At 55.3% G+C, this 26,301-nt stretch carries 25 protein-coding genes; 21 read left to right on the forward strand and 4 right to left on the reverse strand.

All coding sequences use genetic code 11. The features are described 5' to 3' along the window. Positions 1-17: 17 nt before the first annotated feature. From HPY30_02735 to HPY30_02805, 15 genes are all read left to right on the forward strand, one after another. Positions 18-1,097 (forward strand): terpene cyclase/mutase family protein, encoded by a 1,080-nt coding sequence (locus HPY30_02735; protein ID QYZ64998.1) that lies wholly within the window; start codon positions 18-20, stop codon positions 1,095-1,097. Between the two features lie 233 nt (positions 1,098-1,330). Further along, positions 1,331-2,734 (forward strand): hypothetical protein, encoded by a 1,404-nt coding sequence (locus HPY30_02740; GenBank protein QYZ64999.1) that lies wholly within the window; start codon positions 1,331-1,333, stop codon positions 2,732-2,734. Further along, positions 2,731-3,207, forward strand: a complete 477-nt coding sequence (locus HPY30_02745; GenBank protein ID QYZ65000.1) for a hypothetical protein — start codon at positions 2,731-2,733, stop codon at positions 3,205-3,207. The genes HPY30_02740 and HPY30_02745 overlap by 4 nt, the downstream gene beginning before the upstream one ends. Beyond that, on the forward strand, positions 3,204-4,355 hold the full coding sequence (locus HPY30_02750; protein QYZ65001.1) for a hypothetical protein: 1,152 nt from the start codon (positions 3,204-3,206) through the stop codon (positions 4,353-4,355). The genes HPY30_02745 and HPY30_02750 overlap by 4 nt, the downstream gene beginning before the upstream one ends. After that, positions 4,339-5,331, forward strand: a complete 993-nt coding sequence (locus tag HPY30_02755) for a MoxR family ATPase (protein QYZ65002.1) — start codon at positions 4,339-4,341, stop codon at positions 5,329-5,331. The genes HPY30_02750 and HPY30_02755 overlap by 17 nt, the downstream gene beginning before the upstream one ends. After that, the gene (locus HPY30_02760) at positions 5,331-6,206 is read left to right on the forward strand and encodes a DUF58 domain-containing protein (protein ID QYZ65003.1); all 876 of its coding nucleotides are present in this window, start codon (positions 5,331-5,333) and stop codon (positions 6,204-6,206) included. Before HPY30_02755 ends, HPY30_02760 begins: the two co-directional genes overlap by 1 nt. Beyond that, positions 6,203-7,774, forward strand: coding sequence for a hypothetical protein (locus HPY30_02765; GenBank protein QYZ65004.1), 1,572 nt, complete (start codon positions 6,203-6,205; stop codon positions 7,772-7,774). Before HPY30_02760 ends, HPY30_02765 begins: the two co-directional genes overlap by 4 nt. Beyond that, positions 7,771-10,248, forward strand: a complete 2,478-nt coding sequence (locus tag HPY30_02770) for a VWA domain-containing protein (protein QYZ65005.1) — start codon at positions 7,771-7,773, stop codon at positions 10,246-10,248. Before HPY30_02765 ends, HPY30_02770 begins: the two co-directional genes overlap by 4 nt. Beyond that, on the forward strand, positions 10,235-10,801 hold the full coding sequence (locus HPY30_02775) for a cytochrome B (protein ID QYZ65006.1): 567 nt from the start codon (positions 10,235-10,237) through the stop codon (positions 10,799-10,801). Before HPY30_02770 ends, HPY30_02775 begins: the two co-directional genes overlap by 14 nt. Before the next feature lie 126 nt (positions 10,802-10,927). Then, positions 10,928-11,770 carry a sugar phosphate isomerase/epimerase gene (locus HPY30_02780; protein ID QYZ65007.1) on the forward strand — a complete coding sequence of 281 codons (843 nt, stop codon included), beginning with the start codon at positions 10,928-10,930 and terminating at the stop codon, positions 11,768-11,770. Next, on the forward strand, positions 11,767-12,651 hold the full coding sequence (locus tag HPY30_02785) for a UbiA family prenyltransferase (GenBank protein QYZ65008.1): 885 nt from the start codon (positions 11,767-11,769) through the stop codon (positions 12,649-12,651). Before HPY30_02780 ends, HPY30_02785 begins: the two co-directional genes overlap by 4 nt. A gap of 156 nt (positions 12,652-12,807) precedes the next feature. Further along, positions 12,808-13,683: an EboA domain-containing protein gene (locus HPY30_02790; GenBank protein ID QYZ65009.1), complete on the forward strand. Its 876-nt coding sequence runs from the start codon at positions 12,808-12,810 to the stop codon at positions 13,681-13,683. Between the two features lie 23 nt (positions 13,684-13,706). Next, on the forward strand, positions 13,707-14,588 hold the full coding sequence (locus HPY30_02795; protein ID QYZ65010.1) for a hydrolase TatD: 882 nt from the start codon (positions 13,707-13,709) through the stop codon (positions 14,586-14,588). A gap of 147 nt (positions 14,589-14,735) precedes the next feature. After that, positions 14,736-15,968: a metabolite traffic protein EboE gene (eboE, locus tag HPY30_02800; GenBank protein QYZ65011.1), complete on the forward strand. Its 1,233-nt coding sequence runs from the start codon at positions 14,736-14,738 to the stop codon at positions 15,966-15,968. Next, positions 15,965-17,335, forward strand: coding sequence for an alkaline phosphatase family protein (locus HPY30_02805; GenBank protein QYZ65012.1), 1,371 nt, complete (start codon positions 15,965-15,967; stop codon positions 17,333-17,335). The genes eboE and HPY30_02805 overlap by 4 nt, the downstream gene beginning before the upstream one ends. Before the next feature lie 100 nt (positions 17,336-17,435). Here the strand turns inward: HPY30_02805 and HPY30_02810 are convergent, their stop codons facing one another. Together HPY30_02810 and HPY30_02815 are read right to left on the reverse strand one after the other, a co-directional pair. Further along, complete coding sequence (locus tag HPY30_02810; protein QYZ65013.1) at positions 17,436-18,032, reverse strand: hypothetical protein; 597 nt, start codon at positions 18,030-18,032, stop codon at positions 17,436-17,438. Continuing rightward, positions 18,025-18,558 carry an NUDIX domain-containing protein gene (locus tag HPY30_02815; GenBank protein QYZ65014.1) on the reverse strand — a complete coding sequence of 178 codons (534 nt, stop codon included), beginning with the start codon at positions 18,556-18,558 and terminating at the stop codon, positions 18,025-18,027. Before HPY30_02815 ends, HPY30_02810 begins: the two co-directional genes overlap by 8 nt. A gap of 224 nt (positions 18,559-18,782) precedes the next feature. On the opposite strand from HPY30_02815, the gene HPY30_02820 reads away from it, so the two are divergent. The 4 genes from HPY30_02820 to HPY30_02835 all read left to right on the forward strand — a co-directional run bounded on the left by HPY30_02820 (position 18,783) and on the right by HPY30_02835 (position 24,451). Further along, positions 18,783-19,745, forward strand: coding sequence for a chemotaxis protein CheV (locus HPY30_02820; GenBank protein ID QYZ65015.1), 963 nt, complete (start codon positions 18,783-18,785; stop codon positions 19,743-19,745). Between the two features lie 245 nt (positions 19,746-19,990). After that, positions 19,991-20,188, forward strand: coding sequence for a UTP--glucose-1-phosphate uridylyltransferase (locus HPY30_02825; protein ID QYZ65016.1), 198 nt, complete (start codon positions 19,991-19,993; stop codon positions 20,186-20,188). Beyond that, complete coding sequence (locus tag HPY30_02830; GenBank protein ID QYZ65017.1) at positions 20,178-23,120, forward strand: PAS domain-containing protein; 2,943 nt, start codon at positions 20,178-20,180, stop codon at positions 23,118-23,120. Before HPY30_02825 ends, HPY30_02830 begins: the two co-directional genes overlap by 11 nt. Beyond that, the gene (locus tag HPY30_02835) at positions 23,117-24,451 is read left to right on the forward strand and encodes a sigma-54-dependent Fis family transcriptional regulator (protein ID QYZ65018.1); all 1,335 of its coding nucleotides are present in this window, start codon (positions 23,117-23,119) and stop codon (positions 24,449-24,451) included. The genes HPY30_02830 and HPY30_02835 overlap by 4 nt, the downstream gene beginning before the upstream one ends. A gap of 85 nt (positions 24,452-24,536) precedes the next feature. Here HPY30_02835 and HPY30_02840 read toward each other — a convergent pair whose 3' ends face one another. Both HPY30_02840 and HPY30_02845 read right to left on the reverse strand, forming a co-directional pair. Next, the gene (locus HPY30_02840; GenBank protein ID QYZ65019.1) at positions 24,537-24,818 is read right to left on the reverse strand and encodes an antitoxin; all 282 of its coding nucleotides are present in this window, start codon (positions 24,816-24,818) and stop codon (positions 24,537-24,539) included. Beyond that, positions 24,811-25,092: a BrnT family toxin gene (locus HPY30_02845; protein ID QYZ65020.1), complete on the reverse strand. Its 282-nt coding sequence runs from the start codon at positions 25,090-25,092 to the stop codon at positions 24,811-24,813. Before HPY30_02845 ends, HPY30_02840 begins: the two co-directional genes overlap by 8 nt. A gap of 368 nt (positions 25,093-25,460) precedes the next feature. Here HPY30_02845 and HPY30_02850 point away from each other — a divergent pair, with 368 nt between their 5' ends. Both HPY30_02850 and HPY30_02855 read left to right on the forward strand, forming a co-directional pair. Next, the gene (locus HPY30_02850; GenBank protein ID QYZ65021.1) at positions 25,461-25,649 is read left to right on the forward strand and encodes a hypothetical protein; all 189 of its coding nucleotides are present in this window, start codon (positions 25,461-25,463) and stop codon (positions 25,647-25,649) included. 49 nt (positions 25,650-25,698) lie between these two features. Then, a complete protein-coding gene (locus tag HPY30_02855) occupies positions 25,699-26,268 on the forward strand; it encodes a hypothetical protein (protein ID QYZ65022.1) in 570 nt (189 codons plus the stop codon). Positions 26,269-26,301 lie beyond the last annotated feature (33 nt).

The following is a 26,301-nucleotide window of genomic DNA, read 5'->3' on the forward strand; positions in this document are numbered from 1 at the left end:
ACGAAGAGACATTACCCATGAAATTGATGACCAAGACACTAACATTTCTGTTCACCTTCCTGTTGGCTTTCAGTGTCTCCGCCACGGATGCCAACATGAATTCAGGGCTGAAGAGTAAAGCCAAGCGCGCCACCGATAACGGCCTGCGTTACCTGCGGGAACAACAGGAGGAAAACGGCTCCTGGTCGGGCTCAGTCGGCATCACCTCACTGGCGCTGCGGGCCTACCTGGAAAGCCGCCGCAAATATACCGAGGATGACGGCCCCTTCATTACCAGGCCTGTTCAGTTCCTGCTTTCTCATGTGAAAGAGGATGGTTCCATCAGTGAATCCATCAACAACCGCAACTACAACACGGCAGTTGCCATCACCGCACTACAAGCCACCGGCAACCCAAAATACAGACAGACCATCAAAAATGGCCAGCTGTTTCTGAAAGGACTGCAACTGGATGAGAAAACCGGTTATACAAAGGATCACAAATACTACGGCGGCATCGGCTACGGTGGAGACGAACGCCCTGACCTCTCCAATGAATACCTTGCCATCGAAGCGATGAAGGCCACCAGCCTTGATCCCAACGATCCAGTTTGGGAGAAGGCGCTGGTCTTTGTCAGCCGTTCCCAAAACAATAGTGAAACCAACGATCTTAAATGGGCAAAGAATGACGGTGGCTTCGCCTATATGCCCGGTTATAGCCCACATGGAGACGCTGTCTCCTATGGCAGCATGACTCATGCCGGACTCATTAGTCTGCTGTTTGCCGGTGTCGACAAGAATGATCCCAGGGTTCAGTCGGCCTTTAACTGGATCCGTGCCAACTACACCTTGGATGAGAATCCCGGCGCGAAGAAAAACCAGGGACTATTTTACTACTTCAACGCCTTCGCAAAGAGCATGTATGCCTTCGGTGAAGCAGAGGTCACGGATAGCAGCGGCATCAAACATAATTGGCGCAACGACCTGGCCGAAAAACTGCTCGGCCTGCAGGACAAAGATGGCTCCTGGGTCAACCCAGACTCCCCACGCTGGTGGGAAGGCAACAAGAACCTGGTGACCGCCTGGGCCGTCATCTCCCTGAATCATGTCATCCGTTGAAGGATGTCTGTGACTGATTGTCATTTCGAGCGTTGCGAGAAATCCAATACTTCGGAAATCATTCATGGTTTCGGGGGTTTGAGATCTCTCCCTCCGGTCGAGATGACAATGAGGTAATTAATCAGACTTATTCAAAGGAACCTACCCTGACCCTCCTTCCTCGCACCTCAATCCTGCTGATCCTGCTGCTGTTCACTGTTCAGGTAGCAGCAGGGGCTTCAGCTGATCTGCGCGTGCGAGCAGGTTTGCTGGGGAAATTCCAGCCGGGGAGAACCACCGAAATCGGGGTGGAGATCATCTCATCCCGCGCAGCAAAAGCCGATCTCTCAATCTCAGATGCCAACGGCAAAACGATCCATCATCTGCAATTAAACGAACACGCCAGGAAAAAACTCTGGTTTGGCATCAAACCCAAAAAAAAGGATGGTTCGGTTACCGTCACCCTGACGGTGCCAAGCGATAAAACGCTCACCCACTCCATCAATCTCACGGCCACCAGATTACCGATCACCCTGGTTTCCATCGCGCCGAACGAACGAATGAGGTCCACTGCGCAGCTCAAAACAACCGAAGAGCGCGTTATCGTGATGCTCTCTTCCGCCGGGTTTCCCCATACCACCCAGGGGTATGGCGCTGTCCAATCGATCATCACCGACCTTGAAAGTCTGGCTGCCCTTGAGCAGCGACAGTCTGAGGCCTTGGGTCAATATCTGGCGGGATGCGGCATCCTGCTGCTGGATAAGGCATCTTCATCAGTAATTGAACGTCTGGGCAGATCAGCCGGTTGCGGTGGACATCTCATCCGCAGTTACGATCAACTGTCGGGGATTCCCCAACTATTGCAGCAACTCGATGGGCTGCGTCCTCCAAAACTACCTGAAAGCACAACCCTGGCATTGCTCACCACTAGTCAGCCCAACCTGGCGGTGCCGTTATACCTTTTTGGTTATCTTTTGCTCATGGTGCTATTGAGCAGTCTGCTCAAGCGCCCCGCTCTGCTGTTGGTGCTCCCGCTTCTGACTGCTGCTACAGGTCTGGTGGTCTGGTACGGTGCAGGGGTGCAGCAGCTTACTCTCTGGGCCGAAGCGGAGACAGGAGATCCTATCGCCAGGCTGGCGGCGATCCAATACAGCGGTGGTGACCGCAGAGGTTTTCAGGAGACGATATTTACCAGGGATATGGTTATAACACGTCTTGAGAACCAGGAGACATCCACACCGATCGAACACAGAGAGGGGAACGATCTCTATCATCTGACCAGCGACACGGCGTTGTTTGCACCGACACGCTATCGTCTGGACGGCATCGTCCGGCAACCCCACCGGTTCTCGCTGATACTGGACAGCGGTCAGCCGATTGTCCGCAATACCGGAGCCAGGGCAACTCCTGCCGGACGGCTGCTCTGGAAACGCCACAGTTATGTACTGCCCGCACTTTCACCCGGTGAAACATGGCAGCCTGAACAGCAGGGCGAAGCCCCCACAACCCCTGCCGAGCGACTACTCAACCGACGGCTCTCATTCAGCAACGCCGCACTGCTGATCCCCATTTCCCAGGAGTGGGGAGGATTCGCCCCTTCGGCCACTTCGACCACAGGCTGGTTGGTAATCCGTTCCTCCACGGGGGAGCGATCATGAACCTGATCCGGCTCGCCACCATAAGCAGTCTGGCCTACCTGCTGCCACTCACACTCTGGCTGACGGCACAGCTGGAACTCAATGACTGGGCTGCTGCCAGAGTGACGACACTGTTCGATCAAGCAGTCCATGTCACGCTCATTGCACAGATCATCGGTGTGATACTGCTCTTCTTCAAGCCTGTCGATAGCTCGCGACAAAACGACATCATGGGGGTGGCGTTGGTACTCTTTTTTCCACTGCCGCTACTGACCCTGAGTTGGCTCAGCGGCAGTCTGGAGATCATTTCCATTGCGCTGGGATCACTTGTTGTCACACTCACCGGCTTGACTGCATTCGGTATCCGGCAGGGCCTGAGCTACATCCTGCCAAATCCAGCTATCAGAGAAGGAATGATCGGTGCACTGCAGATTGCACTGCTCATTCTGCTCTGGCAGTTCCGTCAAATCTGGTGGGGTTGGGCCGGACTGTGAGTGAAACACTATCCAAGACGCTGCCAAGACTGGTTCGGCGGCAACAGCGGCGGCTCTGGTCGGCACAATTACTGACACGGACAGCACTGCCGCTCGGCTGGTTGGTTCTCATCCTGTTCTCCAGCGGAGTCATTCACCAAGGGTGGATGCAACTGAACAGCCCGCTGTTTTTCACCCTTGCCCTGCTGCCTCCCGCCCTCTATCTGTCAGTGGTGGCTATCAGGCGGGTTCCCACGATGGCTGAAGGGGCAACAGCAGCGGACACCCAGCTCAAGGCCCATGCACTTTTCCTCTCGGTTTGGGAGATCACCACTTTTCGGCAAATCCCCTCCAGCACACAAAAATTACTGCTCGTCCGTGCCGCCGCAGAACTTCCACACTGGCAGGAACAGCTAAGACCACAACTCAAACAACGCCCCGGCTCATCTCTCCTGCTTGGAATCACCCTGGCAATTCTCGGCTGTTTCCTGCTTCTGCTGCCGGGAAAGGTAACCCAGAAATCGTTGGAAGTCAGAAACAGTGACGACACGAAACAGCAGCAATCAAAGGACTCGGAAACCATCGATCCTCTGGCTGCCATCAATGAAGTACTCTTGGCAGAAAAAAAGGCAGCACTACAACATGAATCTCAGGCAACCACGCAGCACGCCAAGGCAGAAGGCCCTCATCCTGAAGAGGAGCAGACAGGGAATCCTTCGAACGGGCAATCCCCGGAAAAAGCAAACGAATCCCGGATGGAGAGCAGTACAAACGGAGAAACCCGGAAAAATCCGGCAGCCCGGATTATCATTGCCAGCGATGTCGGGGAGAACCCTGGAGAATCCGCCGAACGACATAGCGGAACCGCCCCCGGCCTGGATGCCTCTGTCACAACGGATCAGACAACCGGTCAGGCAGCACCATTCACACAACAGCGCTACCAGGATATCTCACTGGATTCTGACCGGGAGAGCCAGGCATTCGACCGACAAACAGGTCAACACCTGACGACTACCAGCCAGCCACTAAAAACAGGGTTATCATCAGTCGATCAGTATTTCACCGGCGCCGGTGAACAAACACGCTCTACCTCCATGACGCCAGACCAGCGTGTGCTGGTAAACCGCTATTTCAAACAGTTGAGTCAATTCGATGCAAGCAAACCGTGAACTTACCGAATCCGACTTTCAGAACGCCCATGACGACCTCAGAGGCCTGAAGCAGGCACTGGAAAGCACTATCGTGGGGCAGGAGGAACTGATCGATCGTCTGCTCATCGCCTTTATCTCGGGGGGACACATCCTGCTGGAGGGACTGCCCGGCCTGGGAAAGACCCATCTGGCCAAAGCACTGGCCGGAGCCACCGGTCTCAAATTCTCGCGGGTGCAGTGCACGCCGGATCTGATGCCTGCGGATATCACCGGCAGTGAGATCCTGATCCGGGATTCCCAAGGCGAGCAGCGGCTCGATTTTCAGCGCGGCCCGATCTTCGCCCCGCTGGTACTGGTGGACGAGGTCAACCGTGCCACTCCAAAGACCCAGGCCGCACTGTTGGAGGCGATGCAGGAACATCAGGTCACCCACGCCGGCGCCACCCATCCCCTACCCTCGCCGTTCTGGGTAATGGCAACTCAAAACCCTATCGAGATTGAAGGCACCTATCCGCTGCCGGAGGCCCAACTCGACCGCTTTCTGGTGAAGCTCAACGTGGAGTTTCCCAGCGAAGCGGCCCTGCTCTCCATGCTCGACATCTCCCTTGACGACGAACCATCCGAGCATCTGCAACCGGTGCTGGATCTGGAACGGCTGGATTCGATCATGGCGACCGGTCGGGAGATCGTGATCGCCGACAGGGTCAAACAGGCTGCGGTAACCTTACTGCTCGCCACCCATCCCGACACATCAGGCGGAACCAGCCACTTTCGCTACGGCGCCAGCCCAAGGGGTCTGCAGGCGCTGCTCAAAACCGCCAGAATCCACGCGCTGTTACAGGGTCGCCTACAGGTCGATTTTGACGACCTGGCCAGGATGGCGTTGCCGGTGCTGCGCCATCGGGTGTTGCTCACTATTGAGAGTGAACTGGACGGCATCAACAGCGACAGCATCCTGCGTCAGATCATCCAGGAGTGGCGGAGCCGGATCTGATGCACCCCCTCGAGGCCCTGAATGAGCAGGAACTGGGTCAGTTGACCCGTATCGCTGATCATCTGTTCAATACCCGGCTGCTGCTGGCCCCGGGCCACCGGTCCAACCGCATGCGGGCCGGATTCGGAGTAGAGTTTCTGGACCATCGGGAGTTCGTTCCCGGTGATGACCTGCGGGATATCGACTGGCGCGCCACCGCTCGCAGCCGCCATCCGAAGATTCGCCGCTACTGGGACGAGGCAGCTGCTGACTGGACCATCTGCCTCGATCACAGCGCATCCATGGGATCGGGGGATAAATGGGCGCTGGCGGTTCAATGTGCCGCCGCCCTGGCCTATCTGCTGATCCATCTGGATCATCGGGTTGCAATCCTGCTCTTCAGCGACCAGGTCGATCAGCGGGTACCGCTTGGACGAGGATCCACCCACTACGCCCGCGTACTGCAGACCCTGCGGAAAACCATGCCCCTGACATCCGGTGGCGGGTCGGATCTGCGCGCCTGCATCTCCCATATCAAACGCCGCAGTCCGGTGTTCGTCATCAGCGATTTTCTGGTGGAGGATGGCATGCGCCCCGCCCTGGACAAGCTCAGATTGCTTGGGGACCGAATCCACGCCCTCCAGGTTCGGGCTGACAACGACTTCCCTGATGGTGGCGACGAGATGACACTCATGGATGTGGAGAGTGGCGAAACTCTTGCCGTCACGCCTACCGAAACCGACCGGGAACATTTCAAGCTGACGCTGGACGCCTTCTCTGCATCCCTCGAAAACTATTGTCACCGCCGCCATATTCAGTTCTCCCATGCCACACCGGACATCCCCTGGAAATATGTACTGACCCATCATTTACACGCCAGAGGCAGAACCTCGTGATCGGCCTGGGCGCTCCGCTCTGGCTCCTCCTGCTGAGTGGCCTGCCGCTGCTGCGCTGGCTACACCGCTTTCAGCGGCAGGGCCACATTCGACCCACTGCCGCACTCTTCCTCTGGCGACGTATCCAGACCGAGGGTGCCGCCGGGAACGCCCCCACCAGACCCGATCCGAGATGGCGTCTGCGGGCAGTGATTGCCGCTCTTCTGGTTCTGGCGCTGAGTGATCCCTATCGGGAAACAATAAGCGGTATACCCATGGAAGTCTGGCTCGATGACTCTCTGAGTCAGTTCACTCAGGAAGGAGGGAAAACACGGTTACAGCGGGGCATCGACCGGCTCACCCAGCGAGTGGAGAAGGAGCATCCCTCCTCATTGATCCTCCACTCACTGGGCAACCCCACCGTCACTTGGGTAATAGACCCCCAGTCCGACAGTGATTGGATCAGTGAACTCAAACAGTGGGGCAACGATCCCCGGGGAGAACCCCACCCTCCAGCACCTGCGTTGATGCACCGGAACAACAGGCATATCCTTTTAACGGATGGCGCGGATGTCCGGCTCAGCCATTGGCTGAAAAGTGCACCGTTTTCAGAGATCATCCAGACCGGCCGCAGCACCGGCAATCTTTCGTTGACCCGCCTGGCCATTCGCCCCTCACCGGATACCCCCTCAGCTGCACAGGGGTTGGTCGAGCTGCGAAACAGCGGCGAGTCTGAAATGAACGCCAGATTGATCCTGATCCAGCGAGGCCGCGAAATAGAGAGCTGGTTGGTCAAGCTCCCACCCGGAGAGCGCAAGCTGCTGGATTTTGCGGCAGACCTCAGTTACCCGGCCGACCTTATTGCAAGACTTCATGCAGCAGGCGATTCACTGCCCCTGGATAATGAACTAAGGCTCCCGCTCTCCAGCGCATTGAAACCGATTGCCGTCAAGGTAACGGGAGAGTGCGGCCTTTATCTGTCTGCTTTTCTGCAGTCCCATCCGGGGCTTGAACAGTCCGAGCGCAACCCTGGCATTTTCATCGACTGTGACAACATACAGACCTCTGCCGGCACACCCCTGCTCCGACTGCACAGCGGCGGGAATCATCAAACGACCCATTCACCGGGGCACTGGCATGTAAAAGAGGGGGTTCAACATCTATCGATCCACCGGGGCTTAGCTTTCATCCGGGAAGAGAGTGAAGCAACATCTTCAGGCGTCACGCTGCTGAGTGCCGACGGCCACTCCCTGATTCGCGAAACTCGTACACCCGCACAGACTATCGACGTCTATCTTGATCTCCAGCAGCCCGGTTTCGCTCACAGTCCGGAATACCCACTTCTTTTGTCAGCACTGATCGAGCGCATGCTGCAAAGTCCCCTCGCTGAAAGCCTGGTCTCCACCTCCCGTGACCCGGATGCCTCCCGAATCACGCCGCTCGCCCTGTCGGAAGCCTCAAACAGACTCGTTGCTGATCACTCCAAACAGCAGGTATCCATCACCAGCCTGCCAATTATTGCAGCCCTTGTACTATTGCTGATCGACATGCTGTGGGGCTTCCGGTCGCAACGCAGGAGCGGTGGATGAGAGAGGGTGCATTCCATAGATTGTTTCCTCTTTTCGGCTATCCACTTGTCGCGTTATTTCTGTTGCTCGCTTGGTGGAACCCCGATCTGCTACCCGCCGAAGAACCTCTGGATCTGCTGCTGGTGATGGACGAATCCGAGAGTGTCGGCCGGCAATTTTCGGACCAAAGTTGGCAGGGACTCAGACCCCTGCTGGCCGATCTTCCCGCCAACAGCCGATTCAGTCTGATTCGTTTTGCCGATCGGCCGCAGACGGAGATCACCTGGAAGCCGATATCCGACAGCGAGCTGCAACAACAACTCCAGCAACCGGCACCGCCCCGAACCCTCTCCCTCGACAACAATACCAGCGCGATTGGAACAGCACTGGAACAGGCCACCAATCAGCTTGTTCCCAGCCACAGGAGCGCCATTCTGCTGTTCAGCGACGGCCGTGAAAACAGTGACACGTCACCACCCGCACTTCCCGATGCCGAGGGTAACATCGCACTCTTCTGGTCCGCACCTCCAGCACGGTACGCCGCTGGCCACCCGGTTATCGAGTCGATCAATCTTCCGGAGAAAGTAAAACCGGGGATGACGTTTCCCGTCAGTATCGCCATAACATCCCCCACGGCTGGAGAGAACCAACTGATCGCCAAACTCGACGGACTTCAGCTGACGGAAAAACCATTGCGCTTTACAGCGCAATCAAGCACCGTCCATCATCTGCAACTCAGCGCGACAACCACTGGGCCACATCTGCTGGAGTTGGCGATTTTAGACCCGAACGGGGATCCATTGGATTCCAGACAGCGCTATTTTGAGGTCTTACGGGAACATCAACTGCTCTATATCTCGCACCAATCCCCTTCCCTGCCAGTGCAACAATTACAACAGAGCGGATGGGGAATCACACAGTTGTCACCACGACAGTTGAATTCCCGGCCAGATAGCTTCAAAGACACCTCGCTCGTCTTGATTGACGATATACCCGCCGACGAATTTGAGCCGGAAACCGTGACTGCGCTCACCGGGGCGGTGGAACAGCAGGGAGTGGGACTCATTGTACTCGGCGGTCCCAACGCCTTCGGCAGTGGTGCATACCGTCACTCCACACTGGAGCGGCTGCTGCCTGTCGAAGCGGAATCCGCCCGTCCTGAGACGGCAGCGGCATTTCTCTTTCTGGTGGACAAATCGGGCAGTATGGACTCAGCAACTCTCCCCCAGAGCCGTCTCGCCACCGCGTTTCGGGCAGTGGCGGAGAGCGCCGGATCGATGCGCGCCGGAGATCATATCGGGCTGATCGCATTCGATCGTGATGTCCAGCCGTTATTGCCGTTACAGGCCCATGCCGACCCGCAATCAACCCTGAGTCGAAAGTGGAAAGTAAACCCCTCCGGCGGTACCAGACTGGCGCCCGCTCTCACAACCGCTATCGGGCAACTGGAGACTGCAACGCCGGAAAAACGCTTTCTGATACTGGTCACCGACGGATTCGTTCAGGGGGAAACCATCGAACCACTGATAGGAAAAATGCAAACCGCCGGCATCAAGTTGATCGCCCTTGCAGTCGGTGAGGACGCAGATCTGTCGGTGCTGCAGCAACTCGCTGCCGCCACTGGTGGACAGGTCCTGCAGGTTACCAAAACTGCAGAGCTACCCCGCTTCATGCGGCACGAGTTGGAGCAGCAACGGCAGAGTTGGCAGCCGACTGTGGTAAAAACCCAATCCGTGTCGCCACTGCCATTTTCCATCCCGAAGGAAACGGCCTGGCTACCCGTCAACGGCTACCAGATAACCCGCACCAAACCCAACTCCACCGCCTATCTTGCCACCCCCAATGGCGACCCTCTGCTGGCCGTCAGGCAGACGACAGCAGGACGGGTGGCCGCCCTCCCCGGCGGTTTGCTCCGAGCAGTGTATAACAGACATTTTACCCAGAGCCTGCTGGCATGGCTCGACAGACAGGGACATAACCCTCACCTGCAGCTGGACTATCGAAGTATGGCAGGCGAGTTGCAGATAAACATCGATGCTCTTGATAGCGATGGTCGCTGGAGTGATGCAAGAGCAGCCGAGTTGATTCTGGAAACACCTGCTGGAATCCGCCGGCAACACCACCTGACACCCTCTGCACCGGGACGATTTGAAGCCATTATCAAGGCTCCTCTCTCCGGCCTCTATCAGGCATGGGTCAAGGTTGGCAACGAGCGGACCCACCGATTGCTTCAGCAGGTACGAAACAGCGAATCAATAGAGACCCCCGTCGTCCCGTGGCTACTGGCTGGAGTTGATCAGGGCAGCATCCAAAACGGGTCAAAAGCAGCGTTTATGGAATTCCTGGAGTCAAGCAGCAGAAGATCACCATCGCGTAAGATCTGGTTGCTGCTGGCGCTCTTTCTGTTCTTTTCAATCCTGCTGCACGAACGGCGCGCCGGCATCTTTGCAGCACTCCCACAAAAAATTGGTGGAGACCATAATGAATCAACCTGACATGATCCGGGTATGGGATCCTTTAGTACGCATCTTCCACTGGCTGCTGGCAGCAAGTTTCGCGGTTGCCTGGTACACCCAGGAAGCGAATTACGAACTTCATCTACAGGCAGGTTATACAATCATCGGGCTGGTCTGTTTTCGCATACTATGGGGCTTTACCGGACCCTCCCATGCCCGTTTTTCCGATTTCGTCAAAGGCCCACGCAAGGTACTGGGTTATACGAAGTCGTTGCTGCAGCAACAGGCATTACGCCACCTCGGACACAATCCGGCGGGAGGCATGATGGTGCTGCTCCTGCTGCTTGGGCTTTTGGTGGTGACAATCAGCGGCATCGCCCTGGACGGTGCAGAGAACTGGTCCGGCCCGTTTGCCGAGATGGAACTCTACCGCCATAAACAGATGATTCTCGATATCCACGTTTGGAGTACCAATGCCTTGTTGATCCTGATACCACTGCATATTCTCGGCGTCATCCACTCCTCCATTGCACACCGTGAAAACCTGATCAAAGCGATGATCAGCGGCAACAAGCGAAGTTCGCAGGCCTGATCAAGCGCAACGGATCAGGCAGCTGCACTGGTGGAGCATGCGACATTTGCCGGTTCCGCAAGCTTGAACCGGCCTACGGCGTTACCCGATTATTAATGATGACTGATTTATCTATATAAATATCAGATGAAACTCGCCTACAGCACCAACGCCTATACCCGCACCGATCTTTTCAGTGCGTTGGCCAGTATTGCCGATATCGGTTTTTCCGGCGCCGAGATTCTCTGCGATGCGCCCCATTTGCGCCCTCATCAGGCAGACGCCGACGAAGTTTCTGCCATCTCCAGGCTATTGCAGGAGAAGCATCTTGCAATCAGCAATCTGAACGTCAATACAGCCAACATCTATTTCAACCCGCTGCCACCTGAAAATGTTTTCGAACCGGCACTCAGCAGCCGCAGGGATGAGTGGCGGGAGTGGCGGATCGAATACACCATCAAGGCATTGCAACTGGCGAAACAGCTTGGGGCAAAGTGCATCAGTGTCACCTCCGGCCAACCCGGTTCCGGCGGCGATCCAGCAGCTGGGCTGACACTTTTCGTCGACAGTCTCAAACAGGTCTGCAACCTTGCAGAAGCGTTGGATATCCGGGTGGGCATAGAGTACGAACCCGGACTGCTCGTTGAGCGCGCCACCGAGGCGGCCGATATTATCGACCGGGTGGGATCAGCCAGCCTCGGAGTCAACCTCGACATCGGTCACTCCTATCTTGATGGAGAGTCACCAGAGGTCTCGATCGAACTGCTCGGCGGCAGGATCTGGAACGTGCATGTGGAGGACATCCTCGGCATGAAGCACTACCATCGTATTCCCGGTGATGGCGACCTACCCTTCGAACGTTACTTCGAAGCGCTGCATAAACAGGGTTATGATGACTTTCTGACGGTAGAACTCTACACCTATCCGCACAACCCCATCGAGGCGGGTGAAAGATCTCTCGCTTATCTCTCACGAATTCTGCATCGATGAATACAACGCAGAGACCCCCATTGATCGACTACCTGCAACTGGTACGGGCGCCGGCGGTCTTCACTGCCTTGTCAAACATCCTTGCGGCCCATCTCATCATCACTCAAGGAGAGATTGCCTGGCCGCAGCTGCTGCTTCTGCTTGGTTCCACCGCCGCACTCTATACCGCAGGCATGGCGCTCAACGACTGGTTCGACTACAGAATCGATCTGGAGGAACGACCACAACGCCCTCTGCCTTCCGGCAGAATCGAACGACAGAACGCTTTGTTTCTCGGCTTGGAACTACTTGTGATCGGCATCGGTCTCGCGGCCTATGCACATATTCAGTCGATGTTCATCGCCATCATCATCACACTGCTGGTGTTGCTCTATGACGGCCTGCTCAAACGCACCCTGCTCGGCAGCCTCAACATGGGGGGCTGCCGCTATTTCAACTGGCTGCTCGGGTTCTCTTTCCTCCCACTCACCGGAGACCTGCTGATCATTGCGCTGCCGGTTTTTATCTACATCACTTCTCTGACGCTGCTCAGCCGCGAAGAGGAGCAGGCAAGGCACCGCTGGGTGCTCATATTCACCTTTGTGGGCATCAACGCTGCTGGGTTACTCATTTCCCTTCTGGCACCAGTGCCAATACAGGAACATCCACTATTGGCGCTGGGGATAGTTGCGAGCCTGTTCATCGTGTCCAGACAGTTACTTATCACCTACCGTGACTTTACCCCTGCAAGAGTCACAGCCACCGTCAAACTGCTGCTGTTCGGCATCATCCTGTTGGACGCACTATTGGTACTGGCCTTTGGTCCCTGGTGGGGCGCCCTGGCCGTATTGAGTCTGATGCTGCCGGGAAAGCTGCTGGCAAGGTTCATGTATGTCACATGAGAAACCCTTGGTTCCAACCTTTTCAAACAGGTTTATACAGAAAAGCCATACCGTGACGATACCTCTACTAAATCACAGAAAAAACGGCTTTTAGATACCCACCTTAGCGATATAATCTCTAAAATTCTGGCGGGGCGATACTAAATGGAACAATCCATGGAAGATCTTGATAACTTTCAAGCCCAGCTGACTGCGGCGATAGCGCCAGTCCTGACGGACAGCGGCAAGACATGGCTCGACAATACGTTGAAGAAACTGGCCGCCAGCGATCAAACTCTTGACGATCTGGGACTCTACTCAGCAATGGCCAAACGCAAGCTGGGAAACAGGCGATTGGATCATGCCCCCGCCATAGACGCCGTCTTCTCTCCTCTTGATATCCGCCGCTGGGGGGAAGCTGACGCCGCCCGACTCGTTCTGCTGCTATCGGTGGTCAAGCGCCAGCCTGATCAAACCGAAGAGCTGGTGCAAGCTTATTACAGGATGGGTGACGAATCCGAACGCATCGCCCTCATCCGGGGACTGATCCTCTTCGCACCAGCGGACTATCTGACCACCATCGCCCTCGATGCAGGCCGCACCAACAGCCTGGAACTGCTCTCCGCCCTCTCGCTCAACAACCCCTACCCCGCCTCCTTCTACAGTGAGCAGACGTTCAATCAGATGGTTTTGAAGTGCCTCTTTCTCGGTCTTGCCATAGAGCGGGTGGTAGGGCTTGAACAGCGGGCAAATCCGGATCTTACCCGTATGTGCGAGAATTATGTCGTTGAGCGGGAGAATGCCAGCCGTACCGTGCCGGTCGATATATGGCTGGCCATCGGGCCTCATGCGTCACCGGAAGGGGAACAGCAGATCCTGGCCTATCTGACCCACGAGGAGACAGGACACCGCTACTACACAGCACTTGCCCTGGGACAGCGTCTGTCGGAAAACCCGCCGCTTAAATCACATCTGCAAGATCGGCTGAAACAGGAAAATAACACGCTCGTTCTCGACTTACTCCAGGATCTCCTGCAACAACAGCCGGGCTAACCAACAGATTCAGGGAGTCATTTATGAAATATTTCGACCCACACATCCACATGATGTCACGCACCACCGACGACTACGAAAACATGGTGGCTGCCGGTATCCTTGGCGTGGTCGAACCCGCCTTCTGGCAGGGACAGCCCAGAACCAATGTTGGCACTTTCATCGACTATTTCGATACCCTGATCGGTTGGGAGCCCTTCCGCGCCAGTCAGTTCGGCATGCGTCATTTCTGCACCATGGGCCTGAATCCAAAAGAAGCCAACAACGTGCCTATGGCTGAAGAGGTGATGAAGGTGCTGCCCCGCTTCTGTCAGAAGGATACAGTAGTCGGCATCGGCGAGATCGGCTATGACGATCAGACACCGGAAGAGGAACGCTTCTTTGCCGAACAGATGGAACTGGCAAAGGAGTTCGAACTGCCGGTACTCATCCATACGCCCCACCGTGACAAGGTACAAGGTACCGAACGCACCATCGCGCTGGTGAAAGAGGTGGGAATCGATGAAGAGATGGTCATCATCGATCACCTCAACGAACAGACGCTGCCGATGGTATTGGAGACCGGTTGCTGGCGGGGTCACTCCGTCTACCCTTTCACCAAGATGTCGGAAGCGCGCATGACGGAACTGCTGAAACAGTACGGCACCGAAAAGATGGTGGTCAACAGTGCCGCAGACTGGGGGCGCAGCGATCCGTTAAAAGTACCAAAAACCGGTGCAGCGATGATCGCAGCCGGGTTCAGCGAGGCAGAAGTTGAGAAAGTGCTGTTTGAAAATCCCATCAACTTCTTCGCCCAAAGCGGTCGCATCTCTCTGGAGGAGATGAACCCGAAAAAGGTCGACCAGACCAAACTCTGGGAAGAGAACTCGGTGTTACGTGGTCAACAACCTATCGTGGAAGAATAACAAGCATCCTTTCGAAAGCGGTAATCGATAATAAGCGTATCTATTCAGGATGTAGGCACGATCAAGCGTTACGGATCGGGCACTGCCGGATCGCCGGTTCCGCTGCGCTTGAAGCGGCCTACTTTTGTTCGGCATTTTAGGGGCAGTATGACGCAAGACAGACAAGAATACGCTAAAACCACATGGCATCGATCTGACCTGACCTACTGCACCAATGTTCACCCCAGCGAGACATTGGAACAGCTGCTCGCGGTCATCAATGGCCCGCTCGCCGCTGTAAGGCAGGCACGCCGGTTACCCAATATGGGCAGCGGCCTCTGGCTGAGCCATGCCACCGCCACAAATGTGCTGACTTCCGACAAAACCTATCGCGCATTTTCCCGGACCCTGGATGCCAACGGCATCGACCTCTTTACCCTCAACGGTTTTCCCTATGGTGACTTCCATTCCAAACGGGTCAAAGAACGAGTCTATCTGCCCGACTGGTCCGATGAAACAAGGCTTCTCTACACCCTCGACCTTGCCGTCATTCTTGCCGGAGTGATGCCGCCGGAACAGCAGGAGGGCACCATCTCCAGCGTCCCACTCGGTTTCGCCCCCGGTTGGAGTGAAGCCCGCCAGGAGAGAGCGCTGGATACCCTTTGCCGCTGTATTGGCGGTCTTTATGAAATCCATCAGGAGACCGGCTGCAGCATCAGGCTCTGTCTCGAAATGGAACCGGGCTGCGTATTGGAAGACACGGATCAGTTGATCCCCTTCTTCACCAGGGAACTGCCCAGTGCGCTGGAGCAGCTGCAGATGGATCCGGATCTGCTATTCCAACATCTCGGCATCTGCTTCGATGTCTGCCACCAGGCGGTGATGTTTGAAGACGCCTACGAAAGCCTGTCGCGGATTCATCAGGCGGGGATTCCGATCGGTAAGATACAGATATCCAGTGCCCTGGAACTCTACAACCCGGCCAGTCAATCGGCCAGAAATGAACTCGCTGAATTTATCGAGGCGCGCTATCTGCACCAGAGCTGCCATTTGGATGAGAACAACCAGGTTCAACGCGTCATGGATCTGGATCAGGCAGTGGAGACCTTTCCCCGGACGACACCTTGGCGCTCCCATTTTCACATCCCCATCCAGACCCGGGAACTCGCCTCCGGCTCACTCGGCACCACCCAGAACCAGATCCTTCGGACACTCGATTTTCTGGTGGACCACCCGGACTTTCATCCCCACCTGGAGGTAGAGACCTACACTTGGCAGGTTCTGCCGGAAGCCATCCGGCCCAAGGATGAACCGGCATTGATCGACGGGCTGAGCGCTGAACTTGAATGGCTGGAGCAAGCGATGCAAAGCCGCGGTCTGTTACAGGAGACGTCACAATGAGCAGGCCACTGGTGGTCATCGATATTGTTGGCCTCACTCCAGCGCTATTGGGAGAGGAGACCCCACACCTCAATGCATTGGTGAACGACGGTTTCATGGCCACATTGGAAGGGGTCTTCCCCGCCGTCACCTGCACTGCTCAGGCCTCGATGCTCACCGGTTTGCCCCCCAGTGGACACGGTGTCGTCGCCAATGGGTGGTACTTCCGCGACCTGGCGGAGATCTGGCTCTGGCGCCAGTCCAATCACCTGGTACAGGGAGAGAAGGTGTGGGATGCAGCCCGCTCGGCCGACGCGGAATTCACCTGCGCCAAGCTCTTCTGGTGGTACAACATGTACGCAGATGTGGACTGGTCGGCAACGCCACGACCGATCTATCCGGCTGACGGACGCAAGATTCCCGGCATCTACACCGAACCGCCCACACTGAAACAATCGCTGCAGGAAAAACTCGGCCCCTTCCCCATGTTCAACTTCTGGGGACCCGCCTCTGACATTCGCTCATCAGCCTGGATCGCCCAGAGTGCCAGAGAAGTTTTCGATGCCCACCGACCCGGGCTTTCACTGGTCTACTTGCCGCATCTCGACTACAACCTGCAGCGACTGGGTCCAAACGATGCCACCATCCGCGAGGATCTGCGCCAGATCGATCAGGTCGCGGGTGAGCTGATCGAACACGTTCGCGCCCAGGGAGCGGAGGTCATGGTGGTCTCCGAGTACGGTATCGAACAGGCTACCGGCAGTGTCGATATCAACCGGATCCTGCGCACGGCAGGGTTTCTGCGCACTCAAGAGACGCTGGGTTGGGAACTGCTTGATCCTGGCGCCTCACGCGCCTTTGCAGTCGCCGATCATCAGGTCGCACACGTCTATCTGCAACGCGCTTCAGACCTGCAGGCAGTGAAGCGTCTGCTGGAGAAGACACCAGGTATCGAACGGGTATTGGATGCGGCAGGAAAAAAGGCTTTCGGCATCGACCACGAACGTGCCGGCGAGCTGGTCGCAATCGCGGAGCCCGGCCACTGGTTCACCTACTACTACTGGCTGGACGAAAACAAGGCCCCTGATTTTGCGCCCACGGTGGACATTCATCGCAAGCCGGGTTACGACCCGGCAGAACTGTTCCTTGATCCGAAGCTGCGCTTTCCCAAACTGCGCATAACGCGCCGGTTGCTGCAGAAAAAACTGGGCTTCCGTACCCTGCTGGATGTCATACCCACTCATGCGGATCAGGTTCAGGGAACTCATGGTCGCTTGGCGGACGACCCGAAACAGGGTCCGCTGCTGATCGGTTCGGACAGAAGCCTGGCGGCAGACGAATACGCCATGACCGATATCAAGCAACTGATTCTGCGCTCCCTGGCGTGATCTCAGAACCGGTTACGGGGTCGGAGTCAAACCGGGTAGAGCTGCGGGAAATTGATATAGAGTTGGGCGGTTTGACTCCGACCCCTCAGGCAACCCTAGATCAAGGAACCAACACCTGCTCCGACCAATTCCCGTCATTTTGCAAACGAAAGAGACGACGGTCGTGCAGACGATCCTTCATATCGCCGTACCAGGATTCGACATAGTCTGGCTGGAAGCCCAGACAGACCAGCTCATGTGGCATCTCCAGACTGCTCTCTTCGGGAAACCTGGCGCGAACTTCCGCCGCTGTCTCGATGTAGGCTTCCCGTGACGGCAGTTCAGTGCTTTGCGACAAAACTTCTACCTGAAAAAGGTCATAAAGTTTGCCGGTATAGGGCTTCTGCTCCCAGCTACGGCGCTGATCTTCATTTTCAAAAATCTCATAACTGCCACGCACCCGAAACTGCCGCAGTTGACTCGGCCAGAAGAAGAGCAGTTCATAGGCAGGATTGAGTTTCAACTGCTCGATCTTGGGACTCACGCGATTGATGTAGATAACGATACCCGTGGTCGATATCTCTCGAACAGTGACCGTCCGGGACATCGGGAAACCGGACTCGTCCAGAGTAGTCATGGCGAAGAATGGCCCATTCGTGTCACCGGCGGCTTTTGCCCGCTGAAACGAATCTATCAACATGTCGATTGGATTATCCATCGCTCAACTCCTGTAACGGATATCTGACCATCCGCTCAAACGCCTCTCCAAACCACAGAGTGAATCCCACGCTATCGGAACGATACCAATCGAGTAGTTCCGAAACCGACACCCAGCGATAGCTCTCCAGTTCTTCAGGATTAGCCACCACCGGCCCATCGTAAGGTAATACAAATAGAGAGCAGTACTCATTCTCAGCACGGCCATCCAGTTGCTCAAGATATGTGTAAGAGAGCAGATAGCGAGGTACAAGCCCATCTGCAATACCGAGCTCATGGGAGAGACAGCGTCGAATCGCTGCGGCGAAGGTTTCGTTGGAACGGACGTGGCTGGTGGCTGAAACATCCCAACGTCCACCACCGAGTTTACTTCCCTGGCGTTTCTGGATCAGTAGTCGTCCGGCCGGGTCGCTCAGGAAGGTAACGAAGGCACGGTGCCTGACCCCCTGTCCAAGATGGCAGTCCCCCCGCCCGGCAGTGCCGGTCCGGTTGCCGAATTCATCAACAAGTATTAACGATTCCTGCATTGTTACAACACATTTCCTTACAGCGACGGGACAATGCCCTCTATCAACACACTTCTAATCCTTAGGCGCAAGCCAAATCTCACCCAACCCCAATGTTCTGGAAACAACTTCCTAAAGCTTTTCGCCTATTGGCCGCTAACGTTAGTGATCCGGGAGGAATAATCCCTGCTTTGCATAACGAGGATGTCCCTTCTCAATCCACTTCCACAACTGGATAACGAGTAATGGCAAATTTCATTAAATCAGTCGATGATCGCACCCGTCTGGCGGGTACCAACCGACTGGAGGTGCTTCTTTTCAGCCTTGGACGTGATATGAATACCGGCAGGGAAGAGACCTTCGGCGTTAATGTTTTCAAGGTTCGCGAGGTCATGCTGGTACCCGAAATAACCCGCGCACCAGAAATGCCCCCCTCTGTGGAGGGCATGGTCAGTCTGAGAGGGAATATGATCCCGGTGATCAACCTACCCAAATTTTGTGGCATTCAGACAGAACAGGAACCCAGTATCCTGGTCATCACCGAGTACAACAAGAACGTGCAGGGCTTCCTGGTACATGCGGTCGACACTATAGAACGGCTGGCCTGGGAGGATGTCAAGGTACCACCACCGATGATGATACAACAGCATGGAGGCTTGGTGACTGCCGTCACCGAACTTAAGGATGGCCGACTGGTGATGATCATGGACGTGGAGATGGTACTCGCCAAGACCTCCGGGTTTGGTGAGAGCGAAGACCTATTCGATGGTATCGAACACATCGGAGATAGAGCGATCACGTTGCTGTTTGCCGATGACTCCGTCGTGGCGAGAGATCAAATCGTCCGTACTCTCAACCACATGGGCATAAAATATATCAGCACATCCAACGGTGCCGAAGCTTGGGCAAAGGTAAAGGAGATCGCCGATCGGGCTGCTGTAACTGACCGCAAGGCCAGTGACTTCATCCAGATTATTCTAACTGACGTGGAGATGCCTGAGATGGACGGATATGTGCTGACCAAAAAAATAAAAGAGGATTCGAGACTGGCGGATATCCCGGTCATCATGCACTCATCTCTCTCCGCCGAGGCTAATCAGGAGCTGGGGAAGGGCGTGGGTGCAGACGCCTATGTACCAAAATTCGAGCCTACCGAGCTCTCTTCCAAGCTGCACGAAATCATCGAAAACAGCAACCAGGCGCAATAATCTCAGGCCTGCGGATAGTGTCCATCCAGAAACCTGGTAACAATTCGCTTTCCTTTTCAAGCATGGGTGTAGTGATGCACAGGTACACTTTTTAGCCGACCGCTTCCGCCCAAAGTATTCCTGATCTGGTGACGAAAGCGGGCACCTGAATAACTGACAGATACCGGACGGGATCTGAAAACCGTCCGCCAGTCTAATGCGCACTACGCATTGTTACCTTCTGTAACAACTGCTAGGCTCTCTGCATGCAGCCGGGTCAGGAAAATCGACCGATCTACGACAAGACGATCCTGCTCGTCCTGTTTATCCTTTTTCTCTTTGCCTCCCCAGTCGTCTACTGGTGGACCAACCCCGGCAGCCCCTGGTATCTGCCCTATCTGCTCTGGCTGGTGGCCATCCTGCTCGGTGCACTCATCCATATCAGGCAGCACCATGAGTCATGATCTGGCACTTCTTTTCTCGGTCGGAATCGCCTATCTCATCCTGCTCTTTCTGATCGCCTATGCGGCAGACAGCGGACGTTTACCGGAACGGCTGCTGCACCACCCCTCGGTCTATGTGCTCTCACTCGGCGTCTACGCCACCTCCTGGACCTACTACGGTAGCGTGGGATTCGCCCAGACTCAGGGTTACCTCTTTCTCACCATCTATCTCGGGGTCACCATCGCCTTTGCCCTGACCCCAGTACTGTTTAAGCCCATTCTACGGCTGACCCGCGACTATCAGCTCACCTCCCTGGCAGATATCTTCGCCTTCCGCTACCGTAGCCAGTTTGCCGGTATCCTGGTAACCCTTTTCATGCTGGTGGGTACCTTGCCCTACATCGCCCTGCAGATCCGCGCCGTCACTGAATCGATGCGGGTACTGACCCAGGAGGCGACGCCACAGGTGTTGGCATTGGGTTTCTGTATCACGCTGATTCTGTTTGCCATCCTGTTCGGTGCCCGTCACACATCCCCAAGAGAGAAACACGAGGGGCTGGTAGCGGCGATCGCCTTTGAATCACTGGTCAAACTTGTCGCACTGCTGGCTGTCGGGCTCTTTGCCATCTTCGGCATCTTCTCCGGCCCCTCGGGTCTCAATCAGTGGCTGATCGAGCACCCTGAAGCGATAGAGTCTCTCTACCGACCGGTGCGTGAAGGCTCCTGGGGCACCCTGCTGTTTCTCGCCTTCGCCGCCGCCTTCCTGCTGCCGCGTCAGTTCCACATGCTCTTTACAGAGAACATGGAGCCACGGGCGCTCAATACCGCAAGCTGGGCCTTCCCGCTATTTCTCCTGCTTATCAACCTGGCCATTCCTCCAATCCTATGGGCCGGTACACGGCTGGAACTGGGAATCGATGCAGACTACTACGCTCTCGGCATCACACTGAACCAAGGACCGGGATGGCTGCCGATGCTGACCTTCATCGGCGGGCTCTCCGCCGCCAGCGCCATGATGATCGTCACCACTCTCGCGCTCTCATCAATGACACTCAACCACTTGGTTCTGCCCGCCAGCTATCCGGCACCGGAGGTCAACCTCTACCGCTGGCTGCTGTGGGGACGCCGTCTGCTGATCGGCGCCATCGTCATGGCGGGTTACGGTTTCTATGTCATGCTGGAGCAGAATCAGGGGCTGGTTCAGCTCGGTCTGATTTCGTTTGTCGCCGTGGCCCAGTTCCTGCCCGGCATCATCGGCCTGCTCTATTGGCGCCGCGCCAACCGAAGCGGTCTTATAACCGGTCTGCTTGCAGGCATCGGAGTCTGGAGCATCACCCTGCTGCTGCCCATGCTGGAGGCCTCAGGTTTTGTGCGAACCGAAATCGACGTCGAAGCCCTGCGGCACTACGCAGGCATGGAGAAGTGGCAGTTCGCCACCTTCTGCTCGCTGAGTTTCAATACGTTCTTTTTTATCCTCGGCACACTGCTGACCACACAACGCCGGGGCGAACGGGAAGCCGCATACGCCTGCTGCAGCGAGACATTCTCTCCCCTTAGCGGTGTGGTCAGCGCCACCTCCACCGATCAGTTCGTCAAAGAGATGTCCAGCGTGCTGGGTTTGGAGACGGCACAAAAAGAGGTGCAACAGGCCCTCGACGATCTCGGCATGCAGGCCAGTGAAACCCGCCCCACCGAACTGCGGCGTCTGCGGGAGCGATTGGAGCGCAACCTCTCCGGCCTGATCGGCCCACAGCTCGCCCACGTTATCATCAGTCGCCGCCTGCAGCTCGATGCCCACGCCAAGACCGCGCTGGCCGACTCGATGCGTTTTGTGGAGGAGCAGCTGGAGGACTCCCGCTCCCGATTGCGTGGACTCTCCGCCGATCTCGACAGTCTGCGCCGTTACCATCGGCAGATCCTGCTTGATCTCCCACTCGGCGTCTGTGCCGTCGACCGGGAGCAAACTGTAGTAATCTGGAACCTGGCGATGGAGGTGATGACCGGAGTTGCGCCAAAGGATGTGTTGGGTGTACCGCTGCACCGGCTGCCCGAATCCTGGGGCCAGCTGCTGGCCGGTTTTGCCGCCGCACAGGATTTCCACATCCATCATTTGAAAGTGGAACATGAAGGAAAACCACGTTGGTTCAATCTGCATAAGGCGGCGATCCCCGGCCCCACAGCCCCCGACCACCCCGTGGTAGAGGCCCGTACCAGCCAGGTCATGCTGCTGGAGGATCTTACCGATCTGGAGATTCTTGAAGCAGAACTGGCCCACAGCGACCGTCTCGCCTCTATCGGACGACTGGCCGCAGGCGTCGCCCACGAGATCGGCAACCCGGTCACCGGCATCGCCTCTCTGACCCAGAATCTGCGAGAGGAGGAGAATCGACAGATCGTTGATGAGAGTCTGGATGAGATCATGAACCAGACCCACCGCATCACCACCATCATCCAAACCTTGATGAACTTCAGCCGCAGCGGCAAGGTCGGCACCGATTTCCAGCGCTTTCCCCTGGGGGAACTGACAGACGAAGCGATCCGGCTGGTCCAGCTCACCCACCGGGGCAAACAGATCGAGTGTATCAACCACTGCCCATCAGAATTGATGCTGTTGGGAGACCGGCAAAAGATATCCCAAGTGCTGGTCAACCTCTTCTCCAACGCCGTTGAGGCATCCTCTCCCGGTGACCGGGTGGAGTGCTTTGCCTGGCAGAAAGACGGACAGACCGCAATCGAGGTATTGGATCAGGGAGCCGGCATCCCGGCAGAAAAGCAGGAGTACGTCTTCGAGCCTTTTTTCACCACCAAGCCCCCCGGCGAAGGGACCGGCCTTGGCCTGGCCCTGGCGTATAAGATCATCAACGACCACAACGGCAGCATCGAGATCGACTCAAAACCCGGTATTGGCACCCGGGTTGTACTGAAAATGCCCAGAGGAAGTAACAAGCAATGAGTCGGATATTGATCGTCGAGGATGAAAGCGTCATCCGCAATGCGATGCGGCGCCTGCTGGAACGCAAAGGATACCGCATAGATGATGTCGACTCGGTCGAGCGGGCCGAAACCGAGTACAGACTCAGTGACTACGACCTGATCATCGCCGACGTTCGCCTGCCCGGTCTGGCCGGCGTCGAATTGATCAAACCGGCGGCACCCGTACCGGTACTGATCATGACCAGCTACGCTAGCGTACAGGCAGCGGTGGACGCTATGAAGCGCGGCGCAGTGGACTACATCGCCAAACCCTTCAATCATGAAGAGTTGCTGCTGTTAGTGAAACGCATCCTTAAACACGCCAAACAACTGCGGCAACAGGCGGTGCTCAAGTCCGAACTCGAAAAGAACTATCCGGTAAAGGGCATGGTGGGAGAGTGCCCCGCCATGGTGGAGATCTGCCGCCGCATCAGCAAAGTCGCACCGACCGATACAACAACCCTGATTCTGGGTGAATCAGGCACCGGAAAGGAACTGGTAGCCCGCGCCCTGCACGAACAGAGCAGACGCAACGACGCACCTATCATCACCGTCAACTGCGCCGCCATCCCAGAGGCACTGATCGAATCGGAACTCTTCGGTCACGAAAAAGGCGCCTTCATCGGCGCCGATACCGCACACACCGGATTGATCGAATGTGCCGATGGGGGCACCCTCTTCCTCGACGAGATCGGCGAACTGCCGGCAGCCGCTCAGGCACGGCTGCTACGGGTACTGCAGAATGGCGAGATCAAACCCGTCGGTTCCGAGCGGTCAAAACAGGTGGATATTCGCCTCATCGCCGCCACCCACCAGGATCTCAAACAGAGGGTGCAGGAGGGTGAATTTCGCAGCGACCTCTACTTCCGCCTGCGTGTAATGGAGCTCAACCTGCCACCACTGCGTGAACGAGGACGGGACATCATCAAACTCTCCGTATTCCTGCTGCAAAAGATCTGCAAGCAACTCAACCGCACCACGATGGAACTCACTCAGGAGACACTCAACGCCATCACCAGTTATGCCTGGCCGGGTAACGTCCGGGAACTGGAGAATGCCATCGAACGTGCGGTAATTCTTTGTGAGAACAATCTCATCACACCCGACCTGCTTGCCATCGACATCTCGGTAGCCACCGAGACTACTGCCTCCCCATCTGAAGATCTTTCGCTGGAAGACTATTTTCGGCAGTTCGTCCTACAACATCAGGAAGGCATGACCGAGACAGAACTGGCAAAAAAACTCGGCATCAGTCGTAAGGCACTGTGGGAGAGAAGGCAGCGGCTGGGAATACCCAGGCCGAAGAGATAGGCGTTGAGCAAAATGACGATGCCGCCCATGCTCTGTCTAGAATGCAAGGGGGATCAAGCGAAGCGGATCCACCAACCTACTTGAGTTATTTGTTGGCTGATATATCCACAAGCTGACCATCAACGAACTTGTGCAAAACGCTGGACACCAATGTTTGGTATGGAATACCTTCCTTTAAAGCCCGTGCCTGCAACGAGCGAAGATCCCGGGAAGATAGACGGATGTTGATACGGGCATCTTTCTTAAATGTCGCTTCAGCAACAGCTTTATGTTGCTTGATCTCCTGCGTGACATTTTTCGCCCGTTTAAGCTCGCCTTTTTCAAAGGCTTCAAGGATCTCTTTCTCTTCAGAATCAAGCTTACTCATTGGAATCACCTGAATATTGCTTAGTTGCTTTACGACTCGGAATGATAATTTTCAGAAAGATTTCATCTTCATTTTCAACAAAAGGCACGAGATATGCGTAACCTTCAATAAGAACAACAGAAATCTTCTGGCCTGGATAACGCCCTTGGTTGGGATGGTCGTAGATGTCCACCTCATTTCCAAGCTGGATATGGAGAACAACCTCTTCGAACGAAACCCCTCTTTCTTCTTTGAGCAGATCGTTCTTTTCCGGATTCCAAGCAAAAGTCTTCACCTTTGAATAATAGCAAGGCGTGTGCCTTTTGTCTTCACTCAGATAACAACAAGAATGTAGAAGAGATCAAGCAAAGCGGGTCCCGCAAAACTCCAGCACGACAAAATCCATAAAAGTGTCGGTTTTACTTACACACCAATATAACGCCAGCAATCCGATAACACTTTGATTCCCAGGCACTTTGTTCCCTTTCTGTCTATTACGTCCCTCTCTGAAATGTTACGCCGCAAAGAAAAACCTGACATAGATCATCAAAAACCCCGTTTTTGTCGGGATTCTTTACAAAACTGAATTCTGCAAACACCAAGCCTTTTCTCTGTTTCAAAATACGAAATAAATAATGTCGGGATTTGATTTGTTAACACATTGTGCAAAAAGATGATCACCCCTTACTCAGTTGTTCAGACATCGAATCGCTATTGCGTGCCTTCCTGCCACGGCGAGATATTGAACGCGATGAAATACTACGGCAAATGACGAAACGGCATCGTAAACGACAAGCGGCTATCGACTCCCAATATCGAAAACAGACGCTGGAACAGTCGGTTGCCGGGTGATGGAATCTGACAAAGTAGAATTAATAAATATTTTTCAGGCGATTACGTGATGCTGGATGAATATTGCACAGGATTGAATGATCCATCGCTTCCAGTCGCGTTGATGCGTAAAGGAGGTGGAGCTGTTGGTTTTGATATTACACAAGGGATTGGTGGCATGAATGCCAACCGATCTATGGAATTAGCATTTACAGCGATAAAAGATTTTCTAACCACTGGTGGCGCAAATCTCATGGCTGGGGCAATTGATGTAGATATAGCAAAGGCATCAGGGCTAAAGGATGGAAAGCTTCTCGCAAAAGATTATGGCTGCAAGAGTGTCGTTTTTACTAATTTGTACAAAAATATTGTTGCCTACGCGAACAATAGGCCGCCACTTCATTATAGTGGTCTGCCTGCCTTAAAAAGAAGCTGTAAAATCCATTCTATGTCTAAAGGAGGTGAAGCAACGAAATCACAATTCGTTTGCGAGTGTTTTGCTTCCGGTTTTGACAGGATCGGAGTGGCACGGAGCGATATTGACTGGTTGGGTGAGAATTATGATCAGGGGAAAAATTTCATGCAGCTAACGCAGAAATATGACGGTCTACATGAGAAAATATCTGACTGTCTTTTTTAGAATATTTTGCGGAATAATCTACAGATCTTGTAA

Source organism: Gammaproteobacteria bacterium (ex Lamellibrachia satsuma), from assembly GCA_019623805.1.
Lineage (GTDB): Bacteria > Pseudomonadota > Gammaproteobacteria > Chromatiales > Chromatiaceae > QGON01.

Coding starts and splice junctions, on each gene's coding strand:
- HPY30_02735 (QYZ64998.1), top strand. CDS start 18: ATGAAATTGATGACCAAGACACTAACATTTCTGTTCACCTTCCTGTTG.
- HPY30_02745 (QYZ65000.1), top strand. CDS start 2,731: ATGAACCTGATCCGGCTCGCCACCATAAGCAGTCTGGCCTACCTGCTG.
- HPY30_02755 (QYZ65002.1), top strand. CDS start 4,339: ATGCAAGCAAACCGTGAACTTACCGAATCCGACTTTCAGAACGCCCAT.
- HPY30_02760 (QYZ65003.1), top strand. CDS start 5,331: ATGCACCCCCTCGAGGCCCTGAATGAGCAGGAACTGGGTCAGTTGACC.
- HPY30_02770 (QYZ65005.1), top strand. CDS start 7,771: ATGAGAGAGGGTGCATTCCATAGATTGTTTCCTCTTTTCGGCTATCCA.
- HPY30_02775 (QYZ65006.1), top strand. CDS start 10,235: ATGAATCAACCTGACATGATCCGGGTATGGGATCCTTTAGTACGCATC.
- HPY30_02780 (QYZ65007.1), top strand. CDS start 10,928: ATGAAACTCGCCTACAGCACCAACGCCTATACCCGCACCGATCTTTTC.
- HPY30_02785 (QYZ65008.1), top strand. CDS start 11,767: ATGAATACAACGCAGAGACCCCCATTGATCGACTACCTGCAACTGGTA.
- HPY30_02790 (QYZ65009.1), top strand. CDS start 12,808: ATGGAAGATCTTGATAACTTTCAAGCCCAGCTGACTGCGGCGATAGCG.
- HPY30_02795 (QYZ65010.1), top strand. CDS start 13,707: ATGAAATATTTCGACCCACACATCCACATGATGTCACGCACCACCGAC.
- eboE (QYZ65011.1), top strand. CDS start 14,736: ATGACGCAAGACAGACAAGAATACGCTAAAACCACATGGCATCGATCT.
- HPY30_02805 (QYZ65012.1), top strand. CDS start 15,965: ATGAGCAGGCCACTGGTGGTCATCGATATTGTTGGCCTCACTCCAGCG.
- HPY30_02810 (QYZ65013.1), bottom strand. CDS start 18,032: ATGGATAATCCAATCGACATGTTGATAGATTCGTTTCAGCGGGCAAAA.
- HPY30_02815 (QYZ65014.1), bottom strand. CDS start 18,558: ATGCAGGAATCGTTAATACTTGTTGATGAATTCGGCAACCGGACCGGC.
- HPY30_02820 (QYZ65015.1), top strand. CDS start 18,783: ATGGCAAATTTCATTAAATCAGTCGATGATCGCACCCGTCTGGCGGGT.
- HPY30_02825 (QYZ65016.1), top strand. CDS start 19,991: ATGCAGCCGGGTCAGGAAAATCGACCGATCTACGACAAGACGATCCTG.
- HPY30_02830 (QYZ65017.1), top strand. CDS start 20,178: ATGAGTCATGATCTGGCACTTCTTTTCTCGGTCGGAATCGCCTATCTC.
- HPY30_02835 (QYZ65018.1), top strand. CDS start 23,117: ATGAGTCGGATATTGATCGTCGAGGATGAAAGCGTCATCCGCAATGCG.
- HPY30_02840 (QYZ65019.1), bottom strand. CDS start 24,818: ATGAGTAAGCTTGATTCTGAAGAGAAAGAGATCCTTGAAGCCTTTGAA.
- HPY30_02855 (QYZ65022.1), top strand. CDS start 25,699: ATGCTGGATGAATATTGCACAGGATTGAATGATCCATCGCTTCCAGTC.